The following is a 24,727-nucleotide window of genomic DNA, read 5'->3' as shown; positions in this document are numbered from 1 at the left end:
GCTGTGAACAACGAGGAATCTGATGAACGAACTATCCAAAGTCAACAGGCCAGCCCCTTTGAAGAACGTCGCGGCGTTCTCGACGCTGCTCGCCAAGATGGTCGACCGCGATCCGGACGCGCCGGGTCTGGCGGTGTTCTCCGGCCCTTCCGGCTGGGGCAAGAGCAAGTCTGCGGTCTATGGCGCGAACAAATATCGCGCCTCCTATGTCGAGTGCGGCCAGTTCACGACGGCGCGCTCCATGCTGACAGAGATCCTGATCGAGCTCGGCGAGCAGCGGCCACGCGGCTCGATCGAGGATATGAAATCCCAGGCCATCATGACCATGGCCGGCGACCCGCGCCGCCCCCTCATCATTGACGAGGCGCATTTCATCTCGCGCAAGCGTTTCGTGGACCTTTTGCGGGAGCTTTCGGACAAGTCCGGCGCGCCGGTTGTGCTCATTGGCGAGGAGCTGCTGCCGGCGCACCTGGAGGAGTTTGAGCGCGTTCACAACCGGGTTCTCGAATGGCTGCAGGCGGTTCCCTGCGACGCCGAGGACTTCCAACTTTTGGCTTCGTTCCGATGCCCAGGCATCGACATCGCCGCCGACCTCGCCACCGCGATCCTCGACAAGACCAGGGGCAATACGCGCCGTTGTCCGTCGTCAGATCATTTGGCTCAGATTGGATCGCAGATTAGCGGAGTGTCGGCCTCATCTTGGGGTTGATGTTAAGCGGCGATCTTGCGGTGCTGCAAGCGCCGATGTTGGATGGTTTGGCGTTTGATCCTTTCTCGCTGTTTGATAATGGCTGCGGCCCTGCCGAAGTAGGCGTCGGCTGGCGTTACGTTGGCCAGGCTCTCGTGGTAGCGTCGATGGTTGTAATGTTCGACGAAGGCTGCGATCTGGGCCTCAAGGTCGCCGGGCAGAAAGTAGTTCTCCAAGAGGATTCGGTTTTTGAGGGTCTGGTGCCAGCGCTCGATCTTGCCTTGGGTCTGGGGATGCATTGGAGCGCCCCGGACATGGCTCATGCGTTGGTCCTGGATATAGTCCGCCAGTTCGCCGGCGATGTAGCTGGGGCCATTATCGCTGAGCAGCCGAGGCTTGTGGTGCACATGGGCCTGGTCGCACCCTGAGGCAGTAAGTGCCATGTCCAGCGTGTCGGTGACGTCCTCGGCCCGCATGGTGCTGCACAGTTTCCAGGCGATGATGTAGCGGGAGTAATCGTCGAGCACGGTCGACAGGTACATCCAGCCCCAGCCGATGATCTTGAAGTAGGTGAAGTCCGTCTGCCACATCTCGTTGGGTCGCGTCGTCTTGGTGTGGAACTCGTTCGCCGCCTTGATCACCACATAGGCCGGGCTGGTGATCAGATCGTAGGCCTTGAGGAGCCGGTAAACGCTGGCTTCTGACACGAAGTAGCGCGTCTCGTCGGTGAACCGTACTGCCAGTTCGCGCGGGGAGAGCTCGGACTGCTCCAGCGCCAGTTCGATGATCTGGTCATGGATGGCAGGCGGGATGCGGTTCCACACCCGGCTCGGCGCCGAGGGCCGATCCTGCAGCGCCTCAGGCCCGCCCTCGACATAACGGTCATACCAGCGATAGAAGGTCCGGCGCGGGATGCCCAGTCGGTCCAGCGTTTTGCGGGTTGGCAGGTGTGACTGCTCGACGATCCTGATGATCTCGAGCTTTTCGGATGCGGGATATCTCATTCTTGCTCGTCCCCATCCGCGATCATGCTTTTTTTGAGCAGACGGTTTTCCAGTGTCAGATCAGCGACGCATTCCTTCAGCGCGCCGGCCTCCCGGCGCAAATCCTTGACCTCGTCGCTGGTGGCAGCACGAGCGGTATCACCCGCCAATCGGCGCTTGCCGGCCTCCATGAACTCCTTGGACCAGGTGTAATACAGGCTCTGCGCGATCCCTTCCTTGCGGCACAGCTCGGCGATGCTGTCTTCGCCGCGCAGCCCGTCCAGCACGATCCGGATCTTGTCTTCCGCTGAAAAATGCCGCCGGGTCGCCCGGCGAATGTCCTTTACCACCTGCTCGGCAGGCTTCTTGGCACTTGAGGATTTAGGGCTCATCTTGGTTCCTTCGTCGTGACGACGAGATCAAAACCCTCCTTAATTCACAACCTCAAATCTGGGACACAGGTGCTGACGGGGAACACTATAGCGCGACGATCTGGATGAGACGTGAGCGGCGATCTGGATGAGATTCTCAGGTCGCGGTCACGTGCAAATTATCATGCTGATTGTCGCTGGCAAGGCCTTCATCTATTTCTGATTGCCGCTCCGCGACAAGTTCGTGTTTGTTCTTGATTGTCGCGTAAGAGGCTGGCCTGCCGCGCTGGCGTTTGGCTTCCATGGCGGATCTGCGCCGGTAGCTTTCGACGTTCATCTCGAAGATCGTTGCGTGGTGAACAAGTCGGTCCACTGCGGCGAGGGTCATGGCGGGGTCCGGAAAGATTCTGTTCCATTCTCCGAAGGGCTGATTGGCGGTGATCATGATGGAACGCCGCTCATATCTTGCGCAGATGAGTTCGAAGAGCACGCTCGTTTCGGCCTGGTCCTTGGTGACGTAGGCCAGATCGTCGAGGATGAGCAGATCGAACTTTGGACTTGCTTCGGTAAAGTGGAGAGCGGGTTGCTCATTCGGCGGCGTTTCGCTCGAACTGCATCGGGCTGATGTAGTCGAGCGCGGAATGCCGCCGGATGGGATTGTAGAAGCCGTCGATATATCGGGCAATGGCGGCTTGGGCATCGGCGCGGGTAAGGAAAGAGGTGCGCCAGATCAGTTCAGTTTTCAGCGTCTTGAAGAATGTTTCGACCATGGCGTTATCAAAGCAATTGCCCTTGCCTGACATTGAGATGATGACGCCGGCGGCACGCAATTCGGCTTGGTAGTCGATAGAACAATATTGGCTGCCGCGGTCGGAGTGGTGAATGAGGCCGGGTTCCGGGCTGCCGCATGACGAACGCCTTGTTGAGCGCTGCCAGAGCCAGGCTGCGGTGTAGCCGGTTGCCAGCAGCCCAGCCAACGACCTTGCGGGCAAACAGATCGATGACGACAGCAAGGTACAACCAGCCCTCCCGCGTCCAGATGTAGGAGATGTCGGCACCCCATTTCTGGTTGGGACCAGTGGCGGCAAAATCCTGGTCGATGACATTGGGGGCAACCGGAAAGGCGTGTTCGCTGTCCGTCGTGCGCTTGAACCGCCGCTTCTGTCTTGCCTGGAGGCCATTCTCCCGCATCAGACGCGCCGTTCGTCGCCGGCCAATGGCAAAGCCATTGTCTTGCAGTTCCCGCGTCATGCGCGGGCTACCATAGGTTCCGTTCGACAGCGCGAACGACGATCGCACATGCGCCAGCATTATCATGTCGTCGCGCTGCCGGCGGCACGCCGGCCGGCGCCCCCAGGCAAAGTAGCCGCTCGGGCTGACACCCAGCGTCGCGCACAACGGTCCACAGGGAAATCCTTCTTCGCCTGGTCGATGAGCGCGAACCTCACCGACTTCCCTCCTTGACGAAAAAAGCCGTCGCCCGTTTCAAGATATCCCGCTCCTGCCGAAGGATTTCATTCTCCCGCCGCAGCCGTTTCAATTCAGCGGCGACATCAGCATCAGGCGGACGCCCAGGATCGCCCATCTCACGATCCAGCTGCCGACCCATCCATCGCGTCAGCGTCGAGAAACCAACACCAAGATCCTCCGCGATCTGCCGCTTCGTCCGACCGCTCGTTCGCACAAGGCCAACCGCCTCCGCCTTGAACGCATCCGTAAACTGTCTCTGTTTCGTCATCGAGGTCGCCTTTCATCAGAAGGAAACTCTCCACTTTTTCGGGGCAAGTCCAGCACGCGCCAGCCGTTCTCAATGAGGGCGAGTCCGATCGCTGCCGCAAGATGCGACTTTCCGCCACCGGGTGGGCCGAACAACAGGATATTGGCGCCCTTGGCGAGCCAGCTGTCACCGGCGGTCATGGCCATGACCTGGGCCTTGGAGACCATGGGTACGGCGTCGAAGGCGAAGCTGTCGAGCGTCTTTCCGGGCGGCAGATGCGCTTCGGCCAGATGCCGTTCGATCCTGCGATGTGCCCGTTCGGCCAGCTCATGCTCGGCGATGGCCGAGAGGAACCGGGCGGCGGGCCACCCCTCTCTATCGGCCTGCTCGGCAAATTGCGCCCAGAGCGTCTTGATCGTCGGTAGCCGGAGTTCGTTGAGCATGATGCCGAGGCGGGCTTCGTCGATGGTGTGGGCGTTGCTCATGCGACGTCTCCCACATGGGTTGCCCCGATCAGGGCTTCATAGCCGTTAAGGGAAGCGAGTTGCACCAAGACGGTCGGCAGCCGTGCGGGGTCCGGGCCGAGGAGGGTTCGCAAGACGGCAATATCGGGCAGGTCGCCGGCGTCGAGGGTCTCGGTGAGTTGCTCGGCAAGCTCACGCTCGCAGCCTCGATCGTGGGCCAGCGCCAGCAGATCGACCATGATCTTGCACGCCTGCCTGTCCGGCAGCCGCTCAATGAGCTCGTCGAAGGCCCTGCGGTATTCCTGCCGCGGGAAGAGCTTGTCACGATAGACGAGATTAAGAAGCGCCATCGGCTTTTTGCGCAGGGAATGGATGACGTGCCGATAGTTGACGACCTGATCGTGCCTCCCGTCGGCATGGCCTCGGCCCCTGGGCAGCGTCATCAGCTTTGTTCCTCCCATAAAGACCTCGAGGCGATCATCGAACAGGCGGATGCGAAGCCGATGTCCGATCAGGCGGGAGGGAACGGTGTAGAAGACCTTGCGCAAGGTGAAGCCGCCGGTCCGCGACACGGTGACGACCACCTCCTCGAAGTCGCTGGTCCGCTGGTCTGGAAGTTCCTGCAGTTGAGGGCGTTCGGCATCGATGCGCTTGCCATGATTGGCGTTGTGCCGGCTGACGATCTCGTCGATGAAGGCTCGATACGCGCCGAGATCGTCGAAATTTCTGCTGCCGCGCATCAGAAGGGCGTCACGGATGGCATCCTTGAGATGGCCATGGCTGCTTTCGATCGAACCGTTCTCGTGCGCGATGCCCTTGTTGTTGCGGGTCGGCGTCATGCGGTAGTGCGCGCAAAGCTCTTCGTAGCGATGCGTGAGATCCTCCTTCGCATCGGCGCTGAGGTTGCGGAAAGCCGCCGACAGGCTGTCGCTGCGATGATAGAGCGGCGCTCCCCCAAGCGACCACAGCGCGTTCTGCAGTCCTTCGGCCAGGGCCACGAAGCTCTCGCCGCCGAGAATGACATGGGTGTGTTCAAAGCCGGACCAGGCGAGCCGGAAGTGGTAGAGTAGATGATCAAGAGACTGGCCGGCGATCGACACGTCAAGGCTGCCCATGTCGGTAAAATCCGATAGCCCGAGTCGGCCGGGTTCGTGAAGCTGGCGGAAGATAACCTCCTGCTCTTCGCCGTGGATGGCACGCCATGACCGGATGCGCCGCTCCAGCGTTCGGCGAATGCCCGCGCTCAGTTCCGGGTGCCGCCGCAGCATCTCCTCATAGATGGCGACAACACGGATGCCTGGCGCCGCCTTCAAAAGGGGAACGACCTCGGCATCGAAGATATGCTCGAGAGGGTCAGGCCTCCGCCGGCCACGAGCCTTTTGCTTTTGCGATGGCAGGTGCGCGTCCGTCTTGATGCGATAGGCCGTCGCCCTGCTGATCGACGCCTTGGCGGCGGCGACCTCGATAGAATTGTTTTGTCGGTACTTCATAAAAAGCCTCGTCTGATGATCGGTTACATGGCGACCCGGCACAAAGATGGTTCTCCATTCCAGAAAACCACCAAGCTACCGGGCCGACCGCGATCATAAGACGCTGAAAAATTGCGCGGCGGCGGGGGTGTAACTCCGGTCGGGCTACGCCCTCCCTTCGTCACACCCCCGCCGCCGAGTCTCATCCTGATTGACGCTGAGTCTCACCTTGTTTGTCGCCGCGCAGAACACTGCGGTGCAAACGGTACTACCGGAGGCGACACCTGGTTTAACGCGACAACTCTTGCTGCATCGACCGTTGGTGCAAAAGGAGGAGTCGGCAGTACGGGAACGGGATCGGCTGCAGGTGGTGCCTCGGCATCTGGAGTTGGCACTACAAAGTATAGCGGCGGTGCGTCCGGTAGCACAGGCACAAGCACAAATGGCGGGACCGGTGGCGGTGGCAGCGGTGGTCCGCTAGGCGTTGGCGGTGCTGGTGGTAGCACATCTGGTTCCAGCGGCGGAGGTGGTGGTGGCGGAAACGGTGGTGGTTCCGCCGGTGCTACGGTCGCTTCTGGCGTTCAGACAGGCGGTGCAGGCGGCAACAACGATGGTGGAACGGGCGGTGGAGCTGCGAATACTGCAGGCACAAATGGTGGTGGCGGAGGCGGATCAACACGCGGTGGTGCAAGTGCTGGAGGCATAGGAGGTATCGGTACTGAATACGATGCTACGCACGGTTCTAGCGGCGGCGGCGGTGGTGGCTCATCGGACTTTACATCACCGCGAGCGGGTGGTGCAGGCGGTTTGTACGGCGGCGGTGGTGGTGGTGGTGCAAATGCTAGTACTGGATGGGCGGCTGGAGGAAATGGCGGACAAGGCTTCATCGTGATCAGCTATAACCCGCCATCACCGATGGGTGGCTTCTTGGCGTGGTTCTGACAGATGAATGCTTTGCGCTTTCATGTGGTCGGGCTTCCTCATACTCAGGTTGCCGAGGCGTTCTCCGCCTGCGCGTTCACCAACAAGGTGAAGTATTTCTGCCAGATGATGAAAGATCGCGGCCACGCTGTCTTTCTCTATGCCGGAGAGCAGAACGAAGCGACCTGCGACGAGCACATCGTGTGCATCAGCGAGGCTGCCCGCGCTGCCCATGTCGGCGACGGCCACTACACAGCCGCGCCCTGGGACACCGCGTCGCCGGCATGGCGATCCTTCAATCTGAACGCGGCCGGTGGAATCGTGTCACGTCACCGCGTCGGCGATTTCGTCTGCCTGATCGGTGGCGTGGCGCACAAGCCGATCGCCGATCTGCTACCGGAGGCAACCGTCGTTGAATTCGGCGTGGGGTACGGCGGCTGCTTTGCCAGGCACAAGGTGTTCGAAAGCAATGCCTGGATGCACACGGTCTACGGCGCCCGATCCAATGGCGACCCATGCGCGGTGGATGGCGAATGGTGGGACGCGGTCATACCGGGCTATCTCGATCCGGCCGAGTTTCCTTTCCGGGGAGCGGAGCGACTTCTCGACGATTACTACCTGTTCGTCGGTCGCCTCATCGATCGCAAGGGTTTCGCGATAGCCCAGGAGGTTTGCGAAGCCGCCGGCAAGCGCCTGGTTCTCGCCGGCCCCGGTGAACAAACAGGTTATGGTGTTTTCACCGGCGTCGTCGGTCCCAAGGCGCGCGGCATACTGATGCGCGATGCTACAGCCCTGCTGATGCCTACCCGCTACATCGAGCCTTTCGGAAACGTGGCGATTGAGGCGATGGCATGCGGAACGCCCGTCATCTCCACCGATTTTGGAGCCATGACCGAAACCGTCATTGATGGAGTGACCGGTATACGGTGTCGCACCTTTGGCGAATTCCTGCGCGCGCTGGAAGCCGTCAAGCACCTTGATCGTGCCGTCTGCCGTCAGCATGTGATCGACAACTATTCCCTTGATGTCATCGGCGCGAAATACGAGCGCTATTTTGAGCGCCTCGGCCATCTTTGGAACGAAGGTTGGTACGAGGGCAAGGCAGCCTAGGCGACAGGTGCTCGGGGCAATTCCCGAGAAGCGGGCTTAGATTGGCGTCCGACCCGCTCGACAGCATGAAGAGATAACCGCCGCACCTGGCCCTTTTCGGGCGGAGGGACGGTGACTGATTCTCGAAAGCACTTAAATGACCCTTCAAGACCCATTCACAGCCATTGATCCGGTTCGGCCGCCCGCAGCGTATATTGGCGGCAAGCGCCGCCTGGCCGAGCGCCTGGTCGCCCAAATCGCGGCGGTTCCCCATTCGACCTACGCCGAGGTGTTCGTTGGCATGGGCGGCGTGTTCTTCCGTCGCCGCTCCAGGCCTCGCGCCGAGGTGATCAACGACCGCAGCGGCGACGTCGCCAATCTGTTCCGCATCCTGCAGCGCCACTATCCGCAGTTCATGGACACGCTACGCTTCCAGATCACGTCGCGCCGCGAGTTCGAACGGCTGAAGGCCAGCGACCCGACCACATTGACCGACCTGGAGCGCGCCGGCCGCTTCCTGTACCTCCAGCGCCTGGCGTTCGGCGGCAAGGTGGCGGGGCGCAATTTTGGGGTTAGCGTTGGTTCCTCGGCCGGCTTCAATCTGACCACGCTGGAGCCGCTACTGGCGGATATTCATGACCGCCTTGCCGGCGTCGTCATCGAGCAGCTGGACTGGTCAGCCTTCATCGACCGCTACGACCGGCCTGAAACGCTGTTCTATCTCGACCCGCCGTACTTCGGCAGCGAGGGCGACTATGGAAAGGAGCTGTTCGGCCGAGATCAGTTTGAAGGCATCGCCGCCAGGCTGCGCAGCCTCAAAGGGAGGTTCGTCCTGTCGATCAATGACGTGCCCGAGATCCGCGAGGCATTCGCGGGTTTTGACATGCAGGAGGCCGACCTGTTCTACAGCGTAGCAGGTGGCAACGGGACACCTGCGCGAGAACTTATTATAGTGGGTTAGGGTTTGGAGGGCCATCGAATGAAATCATCAATCGGCCGTGGGACCGGATTTTCCACGTGGGTAAACATCGGCCTCGCAATAACAGTACTGTATTTCGGCGGCTGCATCGTTGCCTGGTATAAGGGCGGGCCTGGCCACTTTCTCACTATTCCTGACACCATGTCATTGGAGGCCTTTTCCAGTGTTCTCACCGGCGTAGCCGCACCGTTGGCCTTCCTATGGCTATTTGTGGCTACGATGGTGCAATCGCAGGAATTGGCACTCCAACGTCACCAAATAGAGCAGAACCGGCAGGTTGCTGAGGGCCAGGCTGCTTCGGCCGAGCGGACGGCCGATTTCATTGGCACCCAAACCGAGCTTCTTCAACAGCAGATGAGGTTGCACCAACTGGAGCAAGCAGACGGCGCACAGTCTGTGCGGCAGTTCAACGTCATCGAATTCTGCAGGAAGCATTTCCCGACTTTCCCTCCCATGCCCAGCAGAGCGTTCCCATTCGGAGGTATCGGGCATGAGCTTTCGGAGGATAATGACATAGGGCTCCAAATGCTCTGTGGCAGGATACGCGAGTACGATGAGTCCATAGGCCTAGTGTGGGATGACCTCCCGAAAGGAGGTCCTGTCGATGTCCGTAGGGTTCACGAACTGGACCGACGACTTGTCGATCTCTGCAGCGTCGCATCGACCGTCTCGCCGTCACGAATGGCTTTTCTAGACGAATGCGAGTTGGTGGAAACACTTGCGGCCGTTCGCAGCGTTTTAGCCCGTTATGACGTGCCCGTGACACAGCCAGTGCAATAATCGCCAACCGCCTGAGCCGCTCGAAGCGCGAACGCTATTGTTGTCGCAGAGCATTTTGCATGCCTTCGCCGCTGCCAGGCGGGAACACGCTACCGTCAAGGGCTCGCCTCGGCGGTAGAGCTTCCGCCAGGCGTGGGCTGATTTCTATTCGTCCCAGGTCAGGATCTGGGTTCCGCTCTCCGACTGAATTGAGATTTCGATCGGATCGCACGCCACGACAACATCGTAAATCTGGCCAAAGCGCATGTTCTTGCTGCTGCCCGTGGAAGCGTTGAGAAGGCTGCAGTTGCCACGGTTGACGGTCAGCCAGCTGATTGACACCACATCAGTGCGAGCGGTGATCGCAAGATGCCACCCTCCAAAATTGTCTTGATATTTTCGCGCTGAAAAGGCGTCGACGTCGGCGGCAGTTTCTGATGGCGCGTTGGAACAGTCCCCAAAACCATCGCCGACATCGACAATGCAGATGTTGAGTTTGCGAAGTTGTGCCGAAACCACATTTCGCTGATCACAAGCCTTGATCGTCGCCGGATCATCGCCTGAGCCACCCCGGCACTGATCGTCCAATTCAAGGTACGTCTTTTTGAGCGCGTCCGAACTCGTTTGCGCCCAAAGCGCTGACGCGGTGATCAAAAGGAGGAGTGCGGACGTCGCGGCGACAAGGACCTTCGGCATGGTCGCAACCTTTTGATGCCAGGCGGTGAAAGGCAGTAGCAATCCGCTCTGATTAGCACGTAAGTTAGTGCCAAGTGAAGTTGCGCGGAGATGCCAAACGATTTTGCGCGCTACACCACGGCAGGCGCAAACAGGAAGCGTTCGCTGACGCCGATGACGGCGTCCTCGTTCTCTTCTGTGCCCCGGCCCCTTCCAGCCATCGGGTCTGCCCCTTGCGCCCTCGACCTCCTATGCTACATGAACGCGCAACGCGCGAAAGTCCGCGAAACCAGACAAGCCTCACACGCCTTCCGAGAGTCCCATGTCCGACAAGGTCATCACCCGTTTTGCTCCCTCGCCCACTGGCTACCTGCATATTGGCGGCGCCCGTACGGCACTGTTCAACTGGCTGTACGCAAAGCACACCAACGGGACGATGCTGCTGCGCATCGAGGACACCGACAGGGAACGTTCTACGGATGCCGCGACCGCGGCCATTCTTGATGGGCTGTCCTGGCTCGGCCTTGGCTGGGACGGGGAGCCGGTGTCGCAGTTCGAGCGCGCGCAGCGCCACCGTGAGGTGGCCGAGGAACTCGTGCGCATGGGCAAGGCCTATTACTGCTATGCCACGCCTGCCGAGCTTGATGCCATGCGCGAGGCAGCAAGAGCCAAGGGACTGCCGCCTCGCTACGATGGCCGCTGGCGTGACCGCGATCCGTCCGAGGCACCTCCCGGCGCCAAGGGCGCGATCCGCGTCAAGGCGCCGACCGCGGGCGAGACGGTGGTGCACGACCGCGTGCAGGGCGAGGTGCGATTCCCCAACAAGGATCTCGACGATTTCATCATCCTGCGCTCGGACGGCAATCCGACCTACATGCATGCCGTCGTCGTCGACGACCACGACATGGGTGTCACCCACATCATCCGTGGCGACGACCACCTGACCAATGCCGCCCGCCAGACCGTGATTTATAACGCCATGGGCTGGGACGTGCCGTCGATGTCGCATATCCCGCTGATCCATGGCGCCGACGGCGCCAAGCTGTCCAAGCGGCATGGCGCGCTCGGCGTCGAGGCCTATCGCGCCTTGGGTTATCTGCCGGAGGCTCTTCTCAACTACCTGGCACGCCTCGGCTGGAGCCATGGCGACGACGAGATCATGTCGATCAAGGACATGATTTCCTGGTTCGATATCGGCGACGTCAACAAGGGTGCGGCCCGCTTCGACTTCGCCAAGCTCGAGGCACTGAACGGTGTCCATATGCGCCGCATGAGTGACGCCGATCTGTTCGATATCTTCATTGCCACATTGCCCTATCTCGAGGGCGGGCCGGCCATGGCCGCGCGCCTCGACGCCAAGCACAAGGCGCAGTTGCTGGCTGCATTGCCGGGCTTGAAGGAGCGCGCCAAGACGTTGGTCGAACTGGTCGATGGCGCGGCCTTCCTGTTTGCCACGCGACCACTGCCGATCGACGACAAGGCAGCCTTGGTGCTCAATGACGACGCCCGCAAGGTTCTGAGGGGCGCTCACGAAGCTTTGAACGCGCTTCTAGGCGAATGGACGGCTGCCGCGGCGGAGGCCGCGATTCGTGACTATGCACTGGCTGGCGGTCACAAGTTAGGGGCCGTGGCCCAACCGTTGCGCGCTGCATTGACCGGAAAAAGCACTTCGCCAGGAGTGTTCGACGTGCTTGCCGTGCTCGGGCGTGACGAGAGCCTGGCGCGTATAGCGGACCAAATCGATTAGGAGCAATCTGGCCCAAGAAGATTGGCATTGAAAGGTGCGTTTCGCAGTGCAACATTAGGCCTTGGCCCAATCTGGCACGCACCCCCCAAAATGCGGTGGCGAATACGCGCATTCCGGTGATTTCGACGTGTCGCTTTGCAGAATTTGCCTTTGCCGGCATGAGGAAACAAGAAGGAGTTTGCAATGACCGAAGCTGCGACAAAACTGGAATTTGGCGGCAAAACCCAAGAGGCTACGGCAAAGCTTGAATTCGCGGGCAAGACTCATGAATTCAAGGTGCGAAGCGGCTCTGTCGGTCCCGATGTCATCGACATAGCCACGCTCTACAGCACCACCGGCGCCTTCACCTACGATCCCGGCTTCACCTCGACGGCAAGCTGCGAGTCGGAAATCACCTTCATCGACGGGGACGCCGGCATCCTCCTTCACCGCGGCTATCCGATCGACCAGTTGGCCGAACATGGCGACTTCCTCGAGGTCTGCTACCTGCTGCTTTACGGCGAATTGCCGACCAAGGCGCAGAAGGACGATTTCGATTACCGCGTGACGCGCCACACCATGGTGCACGAGCAGATGTCGCGTTTCTTCACGGGCTTCCGCCGCGATGCGCACCCTATGGCGGTCATGTGCGGCGTGGTCGGCGCTCTATCGGCCTTCTACCACGACTCCACCGACATCTCCGACCCGTACCAGCGCATGATTGCCTCCATGCGGCTGATCGCCAAGATGCCGACGATCGCGGCCATGGCTTACAAATACCACATCGGCCAGCCCTTCATTTACCCGAAGAACGAGCTGAATTTCGCGGCCAACTTCCTGCACATGTGCTTTGCCGTGCCGTGCGAGGAATACAAGATCAACCCGGTGCTGGCGCGCGCCATGGAGCGCATCTTCATCCTGCACGCCGATCACGAGCAGAACGCCTCGACCTCGACGGTTCGCCTCGCGGGCTCGTCGGGCGCCAATCCGTTCGCTTGCATCGCCGCCGGCATCGCCTGCCTGTGGGGCCCGGCCCATGGCGGCGCCAATGAAGCGGCACTGAACATGCTGGGCGAGATCGGCCATGTCGATCACATCCCGGAATTCATCGCCCGCGCCAAGGACAAGAATGATCCGTTCCGGCTGATGGGCTTTGGCCACCGCGTCTACAAGAACTATGATCCTCGAGCGAAAATCATGCAGAAGACGGCGCACGAGGTTCTGGGCGAACTCGGCATCAAGGACGATCCGCTGCTCGACATCGCCATGGAACTGGAAAAGATCGCGCTGACCGATCCATACTTCATCGAGAAGAAGCTCTACCCGAATGTCGACTTCTATTCCGGCATCACGCTGAAGGCGCTGGGCTTCCCCACCACCATGTTCACCGTGCTGTTCGCGGTCGCCCGCACAGTCGGCTGGATCGCGCAGTGGAAGGAAATGATCGAGGATCCGCGCCAGAAGATCGGCCGCCCACGGCAGCTCTACACAGGCGCGCCGGAGCGCGACTACGTGCCGATCGCCAAGCGCTGATCGAGGTTCTCTTGATTGAAAAAGGCGCCTTTCAGGGCGCCTTTTTCATATGGCGAAGCACAACGCCTGCCGCGATCTCACCGGACGGCTTGTCCGTTGCCATGCGCTTCGCGACTTCGGCAACCGCCCTTTTGCCAGGTGCGATAGGCGGTGTCTGAAAACAGACTCTCAAGCTGCCGTGCCAGATAGCGCGGTCGCACATATTGGTTGTAGTGCTCAGGCACGATCGCCTGATCGGCGATCAGGTTGGGCAAGGCGGCACTCCAGATGGTGACCAGCCCCTGAACCACACGCATGACCGGATCAAGCCGATAGCACGAGATCATCGGCACTCCAGACAACGCCAGTTCCAGCGACACCGTTCCAGACGCGATCAGCGCCGCATCCGCCTTGCCGAAGGCCTGCCATTTGCGTTCGGGATCGAGGATGATCTCCGGCTTCTCATCCCAGCGCGCGACCGAGGTCCTGACCAGATCGGCGACATGCGGCACCGTCGGCAAAAGCAGACGCAAACGGTGTCCGCGTGCGCGCAGGACCGAGACAGTCTCGCCGAATGGACCGATAAGCCGGCTCACCTCGCCGCGCCGCGAGCCCGGCAGCACCAGCAGCGTCTTGACACGATCACCCGACAGGTCGCGCGGCAGGCTTTGCGCCTTGGCAGCGCCCAGCACGCCCGGATCGTGCGCAAGACGGTGCCCGACATAGGTGCCAGGCGGGCCGTTCAGACGGCTGAGTTCCTTCACCTCGAAAGGCAGGATGCAGAGAATGTGATCTACATAGGGCTTCATCGCCACCGCCCTGCCCGGCCGCCAGGCCCAGACGCTCGGACAGACATAGTGGATGATCGGGATCGATGGATTGACCGCGCGGACCTTCCTGGCCACGCGCAGCGAAAAATCCGGGCTGTCGATGGTGATGAGGCAGTCGGGCTTTTCGCCGGCGACAGCACTTGCCGTCTGGTTGATCCGCCGCATCAGGCGCGGCAGGTCGCGCAGGATGGCGCTGAGCCCCATCAGCGCGATCTCGGCCCCGTCGAACAGTGGCACCAATCCGAGCGCCCGCAGATGCCGCCCGCCGATGCCGACGAGTTGTACCTCCCGTCCGGTCATGCGCTTCAGGGCTTGCACGATGTCCGCGCCGAGCACGTCACCGGACTCCTCCCCGGCCACGATGGCGATCTTCAGTGGCTTCTCAGCTGCCATGCGTCAGTTCCGCCGCAGGCAGGCCGACCACGAACAGGCCGAGCGCATTGGCGCGCTCGACGACGACGGGACCTTCCAGGATCAGCGAACGACCGGCTTCGACGGCAATGCCGGCAAGCCCGGCGGCATACGCCGCCTCGACCGTCTGCGGACCGATGGAGGGCAGATCGGCGCGCAACTCCTGACCAGGCTTGGCGCATTTGACCAGGACACCGCGCGTCTTGCCGGCAAGCCTGCCGTGATCGCGCAACTGCTTGGTCCGATCAAGCAGCCCGCTGGTACCCTCAATGCCTTCCAGGGCGATGGCGCGGCCGCCGATCGCAATGGCCGCCTGGCCGATGTCCAGCGCGCCGATGGCTTTTGCCGCCGCGTGTGCTGCCTCGATATCGCGCCAGTCCGACTTTCTCGGCAGTGCCTTGGTCAGCGGCCCCTCGGTCGCGACAAGTCGGGGCACGACCTCATGCGCGCCGACGACCTTGACGCCGCGCGCCTCCAGACCCCGGGTCAGGATCTTCAATAGGCCGTCATCGCCGCGCGCCAGCGCCATGACCACGGAAGGTATCACGGCCAGCAAGCTAAGGCTCGGCCGCATATCGACCAGCCGCGGTCGGCGCTTGATCTCGCCAGCAAGAACCAGATGGCTGATCTGCCGGCGTCGCAGCAATGTGACCAGCGCGCCAATATCTTCCAGAGCGAGGCTTTCATGCTCATAGGAGGCCAAGTCGGATTGACGGTCGGCCTGTCCTTCGATCAGGATGATGACCGGCTGATGTCCACCCTCTGCAAGGCCTGCCGCGACTTCGACCGGGAGGCTGCCGCCGCCGGCAATGACACCGACCCTGTCGCCCGGCGCGAGTACGAGACCCGTTCCGGCGACCTCAGTCTTCGTCATCGGCATCGTCGCCATCGCCACCCTTGAGCGACGGAACGGCATAGTGCCGCTTGCCGCGGCTGGAGATGAAATCGATGATCTTCATGGCTGTCGGCGACGAGCTGAATTCAGCCTTGGCGAATTCAATGTTCTCGCCGACGGTGCGGCTGCGATCGAAGATCGTTCGATATGCCTTGCGCAGCAGATGGATTTCTGAACGCTGCAGGCCGGAGCGCTTCAACCCGATGATGTTCAATCCGCGCAGGCTGGCGCGATTGCCTACCGCGATGGCATAGGGAATGACATCGCCGACAATTGCCGAGCAGCCGCCCAGAAAGGCATTGTCGCCGACGCGCACGAACTGATGAACGGCGGTCAGGCCACCAATATAGACGTTGTTGCCGATCTCGCAGTGGCCGCCCAGCGTCGCGCCATTGGCGAAAGTCGCGTTGTTGCCCACGACGCAGTCATGAGCGATGTGGGCATAGGCGAGGAAATTGCCGTTGTCGCCGATCGTCGTTTCGCCACGGCTGGAATCCGTGCCGAGATGCATGGTGACGCCTTCGCGGATCGTGCAATTCTTGCCGATGACCAGCGTGGTGCGACCGCCTTTGTGTTTGGTGTTCTGTGGCGGCGCCCCCAATGTCGCCATCGGATAGACCTTGGTGCCGGCACCGATGGTTGTCGCGCCCATCACCGAGACATGGCTGACCAGTTCGACGCCGTCGCCGATGATTGCGTCCGCACCGATGTGACAGAACGGCCCAATGCGAGCGCCTTCGCCGATTTGAGCGCCTGTCTCGATGACCGACGAAGGATGTATCAGTGTCTGGATTTTCATAAGCATTCGATCGTCAGTCGCTCGTCACCATCATCGCCGAGATATCCGCTTCGGCGGCCTTGGCGCCGTCGACCAGAGCCTCGCAGGCGAATTTGAGAAGGTTGCCGCGTTTCTTGATTTTCTTTACATAAATCTTCAGTTGGTCGCCGGGAACGACCGGTCTGCGGAATTTGGCGTTGTCTATGGTCAGGAAATAGACCAGCGAGGGTTTTGAAGCGCCAAGACTGCGGATGCAGATGGCACCGGCCGTCTGCGCCATCGCCTCGACGATCAGCACGCCGGGCATTACCGGCTGATCCGGGAAGTGACCTTGGAAATGCGGCTCGTTTATGGTCACGTTCTTGATGCCGATGGCGGAATCGTCACCATCGATGTCGATGATGCGGTCAATCATCAGGAACGGATATCGATGCGGCAGGAGCTTCATCAGCCCCATTATATCGACCGCTTCGAGCGTCGTCGCCGCCACCATGTCAGCCATTGCCCCCGTCACCCTGTTTGCGCGTTCTGGCAAGTTGACGCAGCGCGGCTATCTCCCGCATGGCTTCCGCCATTGGTTGCGCGGGATAGCCTCCCCAAATCTCACCAGCGGGAACATTGCTCATGAACCCACTTCTCGCGGCAAGTTTCGCCCCTGTCCCGATGGTCAGGTGATCCGCAAGGCCGACGCCACCGCCCATGGTAACGTTGTCACCCACGGTCACGGAACCCGAAATACCCGAAAGCCCGGCCACGATGCAATTGCGGCCAATGCGAACGTTGTGGGCGATCTGCACCAGATTGTCGATCTTGCTGCCCTGGCCGATGACCGTATCGGACATCGCGCCGCGATCGACCGTGGTGTTCGAACCAATCTCGACGTCGTCCTGAATGACGACACGTCCAATCTGCGGCACACGTTCAGGGCCCTTGGCGCCGGCAACGAACCCAAAACCATCCTGACCGATCCTGGCCCCGCCATGGATGATCACGCGATTGCCGATCAGGGCGTACTGGATGCTGGCACCTGGGCCGATATAGCCGTCGCGGCCGATCTGGCAGGACGGGCCAATGACAGCGTTGGGGGCGATCACGGTTCCGCTGCCGATGGACGCGCGAGGTCCAACGACCGCACCGGCTTCGATGATCACGCCAGCCTCGACATGGGCGGTCGGATCGACATGCGCATGTGGCGAAACGCCGGTTTCGCTGGTGATCGGCCCCGGTGTCGCGGCTGTCGGAAAAAGCAGGCGTCCAACAAACGCAAAAGCCTGCTGCGGGCGCGGATGGATGAGAACCGCTATGCCCGCGGGCGCCTTGCCGGCGAATTCGGCAGGGCACAGAACGGCTGCCGCACGCAGGGACGGCATCAGCGCGGAGTTGCGCCGGCCGTCAACGAAGACAAGCGCGTTCTCACCGCCTTCGCTTGCGGGCGCCAGAGCCTCGATCAATACTTGAGAGTGGTCGGAATCGACAAGCACTGAGCCGGTCAGATTCGCGACTTCGCCCGCCGTATACCGGCGTGAGGGCGCGAAGAACACCGGATCGGTCATTCCAGAAGCATTATCCAGCTAGGTCGGGACACTTTCTTCCGGACCAAAATGGCCCGGAAGCATTCTTGCCCGCGGATCAGAAACGGGTCGCTATGCCGAAGTTGAATTCCTGCACGTCGTCGGTCGCCTGCTTCTTGACCGGGATCGCATAGTCAATACGGATTGGGCCAAAGGGCGATGCCCACATCACACCAAAGCCGACAGACGCACGCAACTGCATTCCGGTTGACGAAGGATCGACCAGAGACGAGTCAATCTTGCTGCCATACAGCGTCGCCGCGTCGGCGAAGACCGCGCCACGCAAGCCGAAGCTTTCCGGGATACCAGGTATCGGGAATTGGGCTTCCGCCGACGCGTTGAAATAGGTGGTGCCGCCGACATGATCGCCGCTGGTACCCGAAGCAACAGGGCCGATGCCACCATAAGCGAAGCCACGTATCATGCGATCCGTGCTCTGGAATTGATCGAAAATGCGCAGCCCGTTGCTACCATAACCTTCGACATAGCCGGCGCCGCCAGAAATCAAACCGACCACGTCAAGTTGTTCCGAAAGGGTCTGGTAGACGCTACCGCGTGTCGTGAGCTTGACGAACTTCGCATCACCGCCCAGACCGGCCACCTCGACGCTCGTATTGGCGTAAAGTCCTTCATGCGGGTTCTTCATGTCGTCGATGGTGTTGTACAGCAACCCAAGGCTGACCGATGACTTCAGCCACGGGCTTTCTGCGATACCCTGCTGGATCGCCCCCGAAATGTTGCAACTGCTGGCAAGAGGATTGCTGGGGTCGTAAGGAATATATTGGCCGCTACTGTTCAGGCAGCCGTCGGCATAACTGTATTTTTCCTGCGAGATATTATACGCCAACTGCGTTGAAATGCTGTTGGTGATCGGCAGTCCGAGGCGCACGGTCGCGCCCGTCGTCACGGCGTTGTAGTTGGTATAACCTCGGGTCTGGTTGTAGATATCAAACCCTGCGGCAATGCGCCGACCAAGGAAATAGGGTTCGGTGAACGACAGGCCATAGTCGCGCGAGTTCTTGCCGCCGCCCGCCGAGAGCTTGATGAACTGGCCACGGCCAAGGAAATTGCGCTCGGTAACCGAACCTTCGACGGTCGGACCAGGAGTGTCGCCACCGGTCGAATAGCCCGCACCCACCGAAAACTCGCCGGTCGACTTCTCGACGACGTCGACCACGAGCACGACCTGGTCCGGCTGAGAGCCCGGGACCGTCGAAATATCTACTTTTTCAAAGTAGTTAAGGGCTTCAAGGCGCTTCTTCGCGCGCTGGATGAGAACCTGATTGAAGGCATCACCCTCGCTGACGTCGAACTCGCGGCGAATGACATAGTCGCGCGTACGATCGTTGCCCCGGATTTCGATACGCTCGACATAGGCTTTGGTGCCCTGATCGATCGTATAGACGACCGAAATGGTGTGATTCTCAAAGTTGCGGTCGCCGCGCGGCGTCACCTGGGCAAAAGCATAGCCCGAACCCGCGACCTTTTCGGTCAGCGCGATGATCGAGTCCTCGACCTTCTTGGCGTTGTAGGTATCGCCCTTCTGCGTGTCGACCACCGACTGCAGCGCCTTGCCGTCAACCTCGGGAATCGTGCTTTCGACGCTGATATCGCCGAAGTTGTAGCGATCGCCTTCCTGCACGGTGATGGTGACGGTGTACTTGTTCGTCGAGCTGTCAAGCTCGCCGACCGCGGACACCACCTGGAAATCGGCATAGCCATGATTGTAGTAGAAGCGGCGCAGCAGCTCCTGGTCGGCGCGCAGCTTGTCCTCATCGTAGACGTCGTCACGCAGCACGAACGACAGCCAGGACGAACGCTTGGTGTTGATCACGTCCGACAGACGACGGCTCGAATAGGCGCTGTTGCCGACGAAATTGATCGCCGTGATCTGGGTGCGGCCGCCTTCGTTGATGTTGAAGACGACATTCACTCGATTGTCGCCGAGCTGCATGATCTGCGTCGTCACGGCGGCGTCGTCGCGACCAATGCGCTGGTACGCCGCCTTGACCGCCTCGACGTCGGAATCAAGGGCTGCCTGGGAGAACGTGCCTCGCGACTTCAGCTGCACGGCGGCTTGAAGCGCGTTGTCCTTGAGCTTCTTGTTGCCCTGGAACAGGACCTGGTTGACGACCTGATATTCGGCAACCTTGACGATCAGGGTCGAACCGACCTGGTTGATCTGTACGTCCGAGAACAGTCCCGTACCAAAGAGAACCTTCACGGCGGCGTCGATATCGGCGCTGGAGAACGCCTTGCCCGGCTTGATCGTGATGTAATTGCGGATGGTATCGGCGTCGATGCGCTGATTGCCGCTGACCTCAACCCTGCTGACAACGGCCGCCTCGGCGGCAGATGTGGCTACAAACTGAACAGTGAGCGCGCCAGGCACGACCAGAGCCGCGGACATGGCAACCGCGGACGCGGCGCTCAGAAACTTGGATGCTGCCTTCATCGGGCTTTATAACCTTTTTCTCGAAGTCCCCACGGCGAGAAAACCGGACGTGCGGTCATTTCCCCTACCGTATTAACCGGATTTTCCCTACACGCAAGGCTTCTGGTTAATTTGTATTTACTTAACCCTGATGCGTGGCTTTCGCGTCACGCATATCCCCACGCATGGTAAACGCCGTCTCAACATAGGCTGTGTCAAAGCCAAATTTCTTCATGATTTCAGCATCCAAACAGATCGTTCCAGAAAACGAAACCCATAAAACACAGCACGAGAATCATGCCGGCCCTATAGGCCATTTCCATCATCCGCTCCGACACTGGCCGCCGTATGACCGCCTCCACGCCGTAGAACAAGAGATGCCCGCCGTCGAGGGGGGGAATCGGCAAAAGGTTTAAAATACCTATCCCGACAGAGAGCAGCGCGACCAGCTGCACGAGCCATTCGAAGCCCAGCTTTGCCGCCTTGCCTGCCATGTCCGCGATCTTCACCGGGCCGCCAAGCTGGCATTTGTCTTCCCGCCCGACGACAAACCGCTGCAGGAACTGGCCCGTGCGCTGGATGATGTGGCCGGTTTCCTCGACCGCCGCCGTCAATGCGCCGGCGGGACTGTAGGTGATCAGCCGGGGCTGTCCGAGTTCCTTGTTATTGACGACGCCGATCACCGCCACCTTGACCTTGTTGCCCAGCGCGTCGTCCTGCTCCATCAACTGCGGCGTCGCCGTCGCGGTGACTTCCTTGCCGTCGCGCAGCATGACGAAGGTGATGATATCGCCGGCGCGCCCTGAAACCATTCGCTGGACGTCAGCGAAAGTCTCGACCTTGCTTCCATCGACGCTGACGAATCGGTCGCCAGGAAGAATTCCGGCCTTGGCCGCCGGGCTTTCAGCCGTGACCTCGGCCACCATCGGCTCCGAGACATAGCGGCCGTAAGCGGCAAACAGCACGGCAAAGACCACGATCGTCAGCAGGAAATTGAACAGCGGCCCGGCGACCACTGTCGCGGCGCGCTTCCAGATCGGCTGCGTGTGGAACGCCACCTTGCGCTCTTCGTCGGTCAGCGTTTCGATGTCCTCGGAACTTGGCTGGCTCGACGTGGCATTCATGTCGCCAACGAATTTTACGTATCCGCCGAGCGGTATGGCGCAGAGTTTCCAGCGCGTGCCATGGCGGTCGTTGAAACCGAATATCTCCGGGCCGAAGCCTATCGAGAAGGCCCTTACGCCAATGCCGCACCAGCGGCCAACCAGGTAGTGGCCCATCTCGTGGACGAACACCACCACTGTCAAAACGAACAGGAAGGGCACCAGAGTGCCGAGAATAAAGCCCTCCGTGCTGAAAACCGCGTGAAGAATCTCGTTCAAGTCTTGCCCTCAAATTCTTCCGCGGCGCAGGCCACGCCGCGACTGTCACATCAATCGAGGCGAATCCATGGCGCTTGTGCGGCCAGTCGTGGAACGGTGCCACTCAAGCCGGAAACAGCCCGTGTGCCGGATGCTCGGCGGTCGCCGAAATCCAGCCAATGAGGTATAGGGCGAAGGCCGCCGCGACAAGCCCGTCGACCCGGTCCATGACGCCGCCGTGGCCCGGTATGAGGGTACCCGAATCCTTGCGGCCGTGCCTGCGCTTGACCCATGATTCGAACAGATCTCCAGCCTGCGCCACGATGGAAAGCACGAGCGCCACAAGGCCGAGCAGTGCGAGGTTGCCGGCACCGGCAGCGGCAGCCAGGGCGAGCCCCGCGACAACGCCACCGAAGGCACCGCCGAGCGCTCCGCTGCGCGTCTTGCCGGGCGAAATCGATGGCGCCAGTTTCGGACCACCGACCGCGCGGCCAACGAAGTAAGCAAAAATATCGGTTGCCCAGACGACCGCGAACAGGAACAGAATCGCGACGAGGCCCGAATGGTCGTTGTCGCGCATCAGCGACAGGGAAAGGCCTGAAATGGCTGCGTAGGCAAGGCCGGACGCATCCCACTGCCCCACATTGCGCAACCGCGCGGCAACGGCCGTAATGGCGAACAGAACCGCGACGAGTGACAGCATCAGGGATGCTTGCAGGCCGGCGATCAGGGCGCAGATGAAAATCAGGAGCAGCGCTTCCGGCAGGAACCCCAGCCCGGCCGCCCCCTCCGGGCGCGACATACGCGTCCATTCGTGGAAGATCACGGCCGACATCGCCGCTGAAAGCAGGCGAAACGGCAGGCCGCCAAACCAGGTCAGGCCAAGGGCGAGGATGGCAAGCACGATCGCTGAAAGGACGCGCAGCTGAAGATTGCTCATCCTGCGGCCGGTCGCGAAGCGACGTCTTGCGGGCCTGGTCCGCCGAAGCGGCGTTCGCGGCCGGCAAATTCGCGCAAGGCCTCCGCAAAGTGCTCACGGCTGAAATCGGGCCAGTAGCAGGGCAGGAAAACGAGCTCGCTATAGGCAGCTTGCCAAAGGAGGAAGTTCGATAGCCGGAGCTCGCCGCTGGTGCGGATAACCAGTTCCGGATCGGGAATACCCTGCGTGTCGAGACAGCCGGCAAAGCTCTCGGCGGTGATTGCCTCGCTGTCGATCTCGCCGCGGGCCACGGCCTGCGCGAGCTTGCGCGCTGTACGCACGATCTCATCACGCCCACCATAGTTGAAGGCAATGACCAGCGTCAGCGAGGTGTTGTGGATCGTCAGCGATTCGGCCTCGTCGAGAAGGCCTCTGATGTCGGCCTGCAGCCCTGTCCTGTCGCCGATGATTCGCACCCGCACGCCGCTCTGGTGCAGTTCAGCGAGATCACGGCGGATGAAGAGCTTCAGCAGGCCCATCAGGTCGCTGACTTCGGACTTTGGCCGCGACCAATTCTCGGATGAAAAGGCGTAGACTGTCAGGAAGGACACGCCGAGGCCAGGCGCCGCCCGCACCGCCTTGCGCAACGCCTCGACACCGGCGCGATGGCCGGCAAGCCGCGGCAGGCCGCGCGCCTTGGCCCAGCGTCCATTTCCGTCCATGATGATCGCGACATGCGCGGGCGTTGCCATGTTTTCGCTTTCGGGTCAGCCGATGGCCGGACCCTAAACCTGCATGATTTCAGCTTCCTTATCGGAAAGCAGATGGTCGATGTTGCTGATCGTCTCGTCGGTAAGTTTCTGGACCTGGTCGGACCGCTTGCGCTGATCGTCCTCGCTGATATCGCCGTCTTTCTCAGCCTTCTTCAGGAAGTCCATGCCGTCGCGGCGCACGTGGCGCACGGCGACCCGGGCATTCTCGGCATAGCCATGCGAGATCTTGACCAGTTCCTTGCGGCGCTGCTCGTTGAGCTCAGGCAGTGGAATCCTGAGGTTGGTGCCGTCCACGATCGGGTTGAAGCCGAGATTGGACTCTCGAATGGCGCGATCCACGGCGCTGACCATCGACTTGTCCCATACCGACACCGAAATCATGCGCGGCTCCGGCACCGAGACGTTGGCCACCTGGTTGATCGGCATGGAGGTGCCATAGGCCTGCACCTGGATCGCATCGAGCAGATTGCTCGACGCACGACCGGTCCTAAGCGAAGCCAGGTCGTGCTTGAACGCGGCGATCGCCCCATCCATGCGCCGCTTGAGGTCTTCGTACTCACCACTCATAATTGTCTCCTCGACCCGGCTGCCCCGGGTTCACTGCTTCAGGGGAGAACCCCGCGTTCGAGCCAGATTGCGAAAATTGATCCCACGTTTTCGCAACCATGCTCCGGATCAAGTGTCCGCGACGACCGTACAGCGGCCGCCACCCCTCAGAATATCGCCAAACCCACCTTTCTCGTGGATCGAATAGACGATTATCGGAATGTTGTTTTCGCGCGCAAGTGCAATCGCTGCTGTATCCATGATGGCAAGCCCGCGTTTTATGACTTCGGCATGGCTGATGCGCTCGAAACGCGTCGCGCTGGGATCTTTCTTGGGGTCGGCCGAATAGACACCATCGACCTGGGTGCCCTTGAACAGTGCGTCGGCGCCGATTTCCGCCGCGCGAAGTGCTGCCGCCGAATCAGTGGTGAAGAACGGATTGCCGGTGCCTCCGGCAAAGATGACGACCTTGCCCTGGTTCATGTAGGCGGTAGCCTGCCGCTGCGAAAAGCTCTCGCAAAGCTCAGGCATTGCGATCGCCGAGAGCACCACGGCTTCGACGCCGATCTTGTTCAGCGAGGTGCGCAATGCCAGCGAGTTGATGACGGTGGCCAGCATGCCCATGTGATCGCCGGTCACCCGGTCACCACCCTTGGAGGCAACCGCCACGCCGCGAAAGATGTTGCCGCCGCCGATGACGACACCGACCTCGATACCCAGCGCGCGGGCCTCGGCGATGTCGGATGCGATGCGATCGACGACCGACACGTCGATCCCGAAATGCTGTTCGCCCATCAATGCTTCGCCCGACGCTTTCAACAAGACACGTCGGAAGAGGGGCTTCACCGTCATCTGG

At 60.9% G+C, this 24,727-nt stretch carries 20 protein-coding genes and 4 pseudogenes; 7 read left to right on the top strand and 17 right to left on the bottom strand.

Translation table 11 applies throughout. The features are described 5' to 3' along the window. Positions 1-22 precede the first annotated feature (22 nt). Positions 23-709, top strand: a complete 687-nt coding sequence (locus LGH82_RS02890) for an AAA family ATPase (RefSeq protein ID WP_227347216.1) — start codon at positions 23-25, stop codon at positions 707-709. Between the two features lie 2 nt (positions 710-711). Here the strand turns inward: LGH82_RS02890 and LGH82_RS02885 are convergent. The 5 genes and pseudogenes from LGH82_RS02885 to istA all read right to left on the bottom strand — a co-directional run bounded on the left by LGH82_RS02885 (position 712) and on the right by istA (position 5,713). Then, positions 712-2,063, bottom strand: a protein-coding gene (locus LGH82_RS02885; protein WP_227344189.1) for an IS3 family transposase whose coding sequence is annotated in 2 segments (ribosomal slippage) — positions 712-1,727 and positions 1,727-2,063 — 1,353 coding nt in all. Because the reading frame shifts where the segments join, the coding sequence is not laid out codon by codon here. Between the two features lie 136 nt (positions 2,064-2,199). After that, a pseudogene (locus LGH82_RS02880) lies at positions 2,200-2,595 on the bottom strand (ATP-binding protein); the annotation flags it as partial. Between the two features lie 34 nt (positions 2,596-2,629). Beyond that, positions 2,630-3,780: pseudogene (locus LGH82_RS02875) on the bottom strand (IS3 family transposase). Between the two features lie 50 nt (positions 3,781-3,830). Beyond that, a pseudogene (locus LGH82_RS02870) lies at positions 3,831-4,244 on the bottom strand (ATP-binding protein); the annotation flags it as partial. After that, positions 4,241-5,713, bottom strand: a complete 1,473-nt coding sequence (gene istA / locus LGH82_RS02865) for an IS21 family transposase (protein WP_227344002.1) — start codon at positions 5,711-5,713, stop codon at positions 4,241-4,243. The gene istA and the pseudogene LGH82_RS02870, both read right to left, overlap by 4 nt. A 469-nt stretch (positions 5,714-6,182) precedes the next feature. Between istA and LGH82_RS02860 the strand changes: the two genes are divergently transcribed. The 4 genes from LGH82_RS02860 (at position 6,183) to LGH82_RS02845 (ending at position 9,461) form a co-directional block, all read left to right on the top strand. Continuing rightward, complete coding sequence (locus LGH82_RS02860) at positions 6,183-6,398, top strand: hypothetical protein (RefSeq protein WP_227349754.1); 216 nt, start codon at positions 6,183-6,185, stop codon at positions 6,396-6,398. A 239-nt stretch (positions 6,399-6,637) separates the two neighbouring features. After that, on the top strand, positions 6,638-7,723 hold the full coding sequence (locus LGH82_RS02855) for a glycosyltransferase (RefSeq protein ID WP_227347215.1): 1,086 nt from the start codon (positions 6,638-6,640) through the stop codon (positions 7,721-7,723). 136 nt (positions 7,724-7,859) lie between these two features. Then, complete coding sequence (locus LGH82_RS02850; RefSeq protein WP_227347214.1) at positions 7,860-8,663, top strand: DNA adenine methylase; 804 nt, start codon at positions 7,860-7,862, stop codon at positions 8,661-8,663. A gap of 18 nt (positions 8,664-8,681) precedes the next feature. Next, positions 8,682-9,461 carry a hypothetical protein gene (locus tag LGH82_RS02845; protein ID WP_227347213.1) on the top strand — a complete coding sequence of 260 codons (780 nt, stop codon included), beginning with the start codon at positions 8,682-8,684 and terminating at the stop codon, positions 9,459-9,461. A 144-nt stretch (positions 9,462-9,605) separates the two neighbouring features. On the opposite strand, the gene LGH82_RS02840 is transcribed toward LGH82_RS02845, so the two are convergent. Next, a complete protein-coding gene (locus LGH82_RS02840; RefSeq protein WP_227347212.1) occupies positions 9,606-10,136 on the bottom strand; it encodes a hypothetical protein in 531 nt (176 codons plus the stop codon). A gap of 301 nt (positions 10,137-10,437) precedes the next feature. On the opposite strand from LGH82_RS02840, the gene gltX reads away from it, so the two are divergent. Both gltX and gltA read left to right on the top strand, forming a co-directional pair. Further along, positions 10,438-11,862, top strand: a complete 1,425-nt coding sequence (gltX, locus tag LGH82_RS02835) for a glutamate--tRNA ligase (protein WP_227347211.1) — start codon at positions 10,438-10,440, stop codon at positions 11,860-11,862. Between the two features lie 183 nt (positions 11,863-12,045). Continuing rightward, entirely contained in the window at positions 12,046-13,374 is a 1,329-nt protein-coding gene (gene gltA / locus LGH82_RS02830) for a citrate synthase (protein ID WP_227347210.1), read from the top strand. Between the two features lie 31 nt (positions 13,375-13,405). Here the strand turns inward: gltA and lpxB are convergent. From lpxB to pyrH, 11 genes and pseudogenes are all read right to left on the bottom strand, one after another. Further along, positions 13,406-14,576 (bottom strand): annotated as a pseudogene (lpxB, locus tag LGH82_RS02825) (lipid-A-disaccharide synthase). Then, entirely contained in the window at positions 14,566-15,468 is a 903-nt protein-coding gene (locus LGH82_RS02820) for an LpxI family protein (protein ID WP_227347209.1), read from the bottom strand. The pseudogene lpxB and the gene LGH82_RS02820 overlap by 11 nt, the downstream one beginning before the upstream one ends. Beyond that, entirely contained in the window at positions 15,455-16,288 is an 834-nt protein-coding gene (gene lpxA, locus LGH82_RS02815; RefSeq protein ID WP_227347208.1) for an acyl-ACP--UDP-N-acetylglucosamine O-acyltransferase, read from the bottom strand. The genes LGH82_RS02820 and lpxA overlap by 14 nt, the downstream gene beginning before the upstream one ends. Positions 16,289-16,301: 13 nt before the next feature. Then, positions 16,302-16,769, bottom strand: coding sequence for a 3-hydroxyacyl-ACP dehydratase FabZ (gene fabZ / locus LGH82_RS02810; protein WP_227347207.1), 468 nt, complete (start codon positions 16,767-16,769; stop codon positions 16,302-16,304). After that, positions 16,762-17,820: a UDP-3-O-(3-hydroxymyristoyl)glucosamine N-acyltransferase gene (gene lpxD, locus LGH82_RS02805; protein ID WP_227347206.1), complete on the bottom strand. Its 1,059-nt coding sequence runs from the start codon at positions 17,818-17,820 to the stop codon at positions 16,762-16,764. The genes fabZ and lpxD overlap by 8 nt, the downstream gene beginning before the upstream one ends. A 76-nt stretch (positions 17,821-17,896) precedes the next feature. Next, the gene (gene bamA, locus LGH82_RS02800) at positions 17,897-20,293 is read right to left on the bottom strand and encodes an outer membrane protein assembly factor BamA (RefSeq protein ID WP_227347205.1); all 2,397 of its coding nucleotides are present in this window, start codon (positions 20,291-20,293) and stop codon (positions 17,897-17,899) included. Positions 20,294-20,511: 218 nt separating this feature from the next. Beyond that, positions 20,512-21,654, bottom strand: coding sequence for an RIP metalloprotease RseP (gene rseP, locus LGH82_RS02795; RefSeq protein WP_227347204.1), 1,143 nt, complete (start codon positions 21,652-21,654; stop codon positions 20,512-20,514). A gap of 103 nt (positions 21,655-21,757) precedes the next feature. Beyond that, positions 21,758-22,573 (bottom strand): phosphatidate cytidylyltransferase, encoded by an 816-nt coding sequence (locus tag LGH82_RS02790; protein WP_227347203.1) that lies wholly within the window; start codon positions 22,571-22,573, stop codon positions 21,758-21,760. Then, positions 22,570-23,304, bottom strand: coding sequence for an isoprenyl transferase (locus LGH82_RS02785; protein WP_227347202.1), 735 nt, complete (start codon positions 23,302-23,304; stop codon positions 22,570-22,572). The genes LGH82_RS02790 and LGH82_RS02785 overlap by 4 nt, the downstream gene beginning before the upstream one ends. Before the next feature lie 33 nt (positions 23,305-23,337). Next, entirely contained in the window at positions 23,338-23,892 is a 555-nt protein-coding gene (gene frr, locus LGH82_RS02780) for a ribosome recycling factor (RefSeq protein WP_227347201.1), read from the bottom strand. A 108-nt stretch (positions 23,893-24,000) separates the two neighbouring features. Next, on the bottom strand, positions 24,001-24,723 hold the full coding sequence (gene pyrH, locus LGH82_RS02775) for a UMP kinase (protein ID WP_227347200.1): 723 nt from the start codon (positions 24,721-24,723) through the stop codon (positions 24,001-24,003). Between the last annotated feature and the right edge of the window lie 4 nt (positions 24,724-24,727).

This window comes from Mesorhizobium sp. PAMC28654, from assembly GCF_020616515.1.
In the GTDB taxonomy this organism is placed as follows: Bacteria; Pseudomonadota; Alphaproteobacteria; order Rhizobiales; family Rhizobiaceae; genus Mesorhizobium.
Note: the sequence above shows the minus strand (reverse complement) of the source record. Positions and strands in the feature narration are given on the sequence as shown.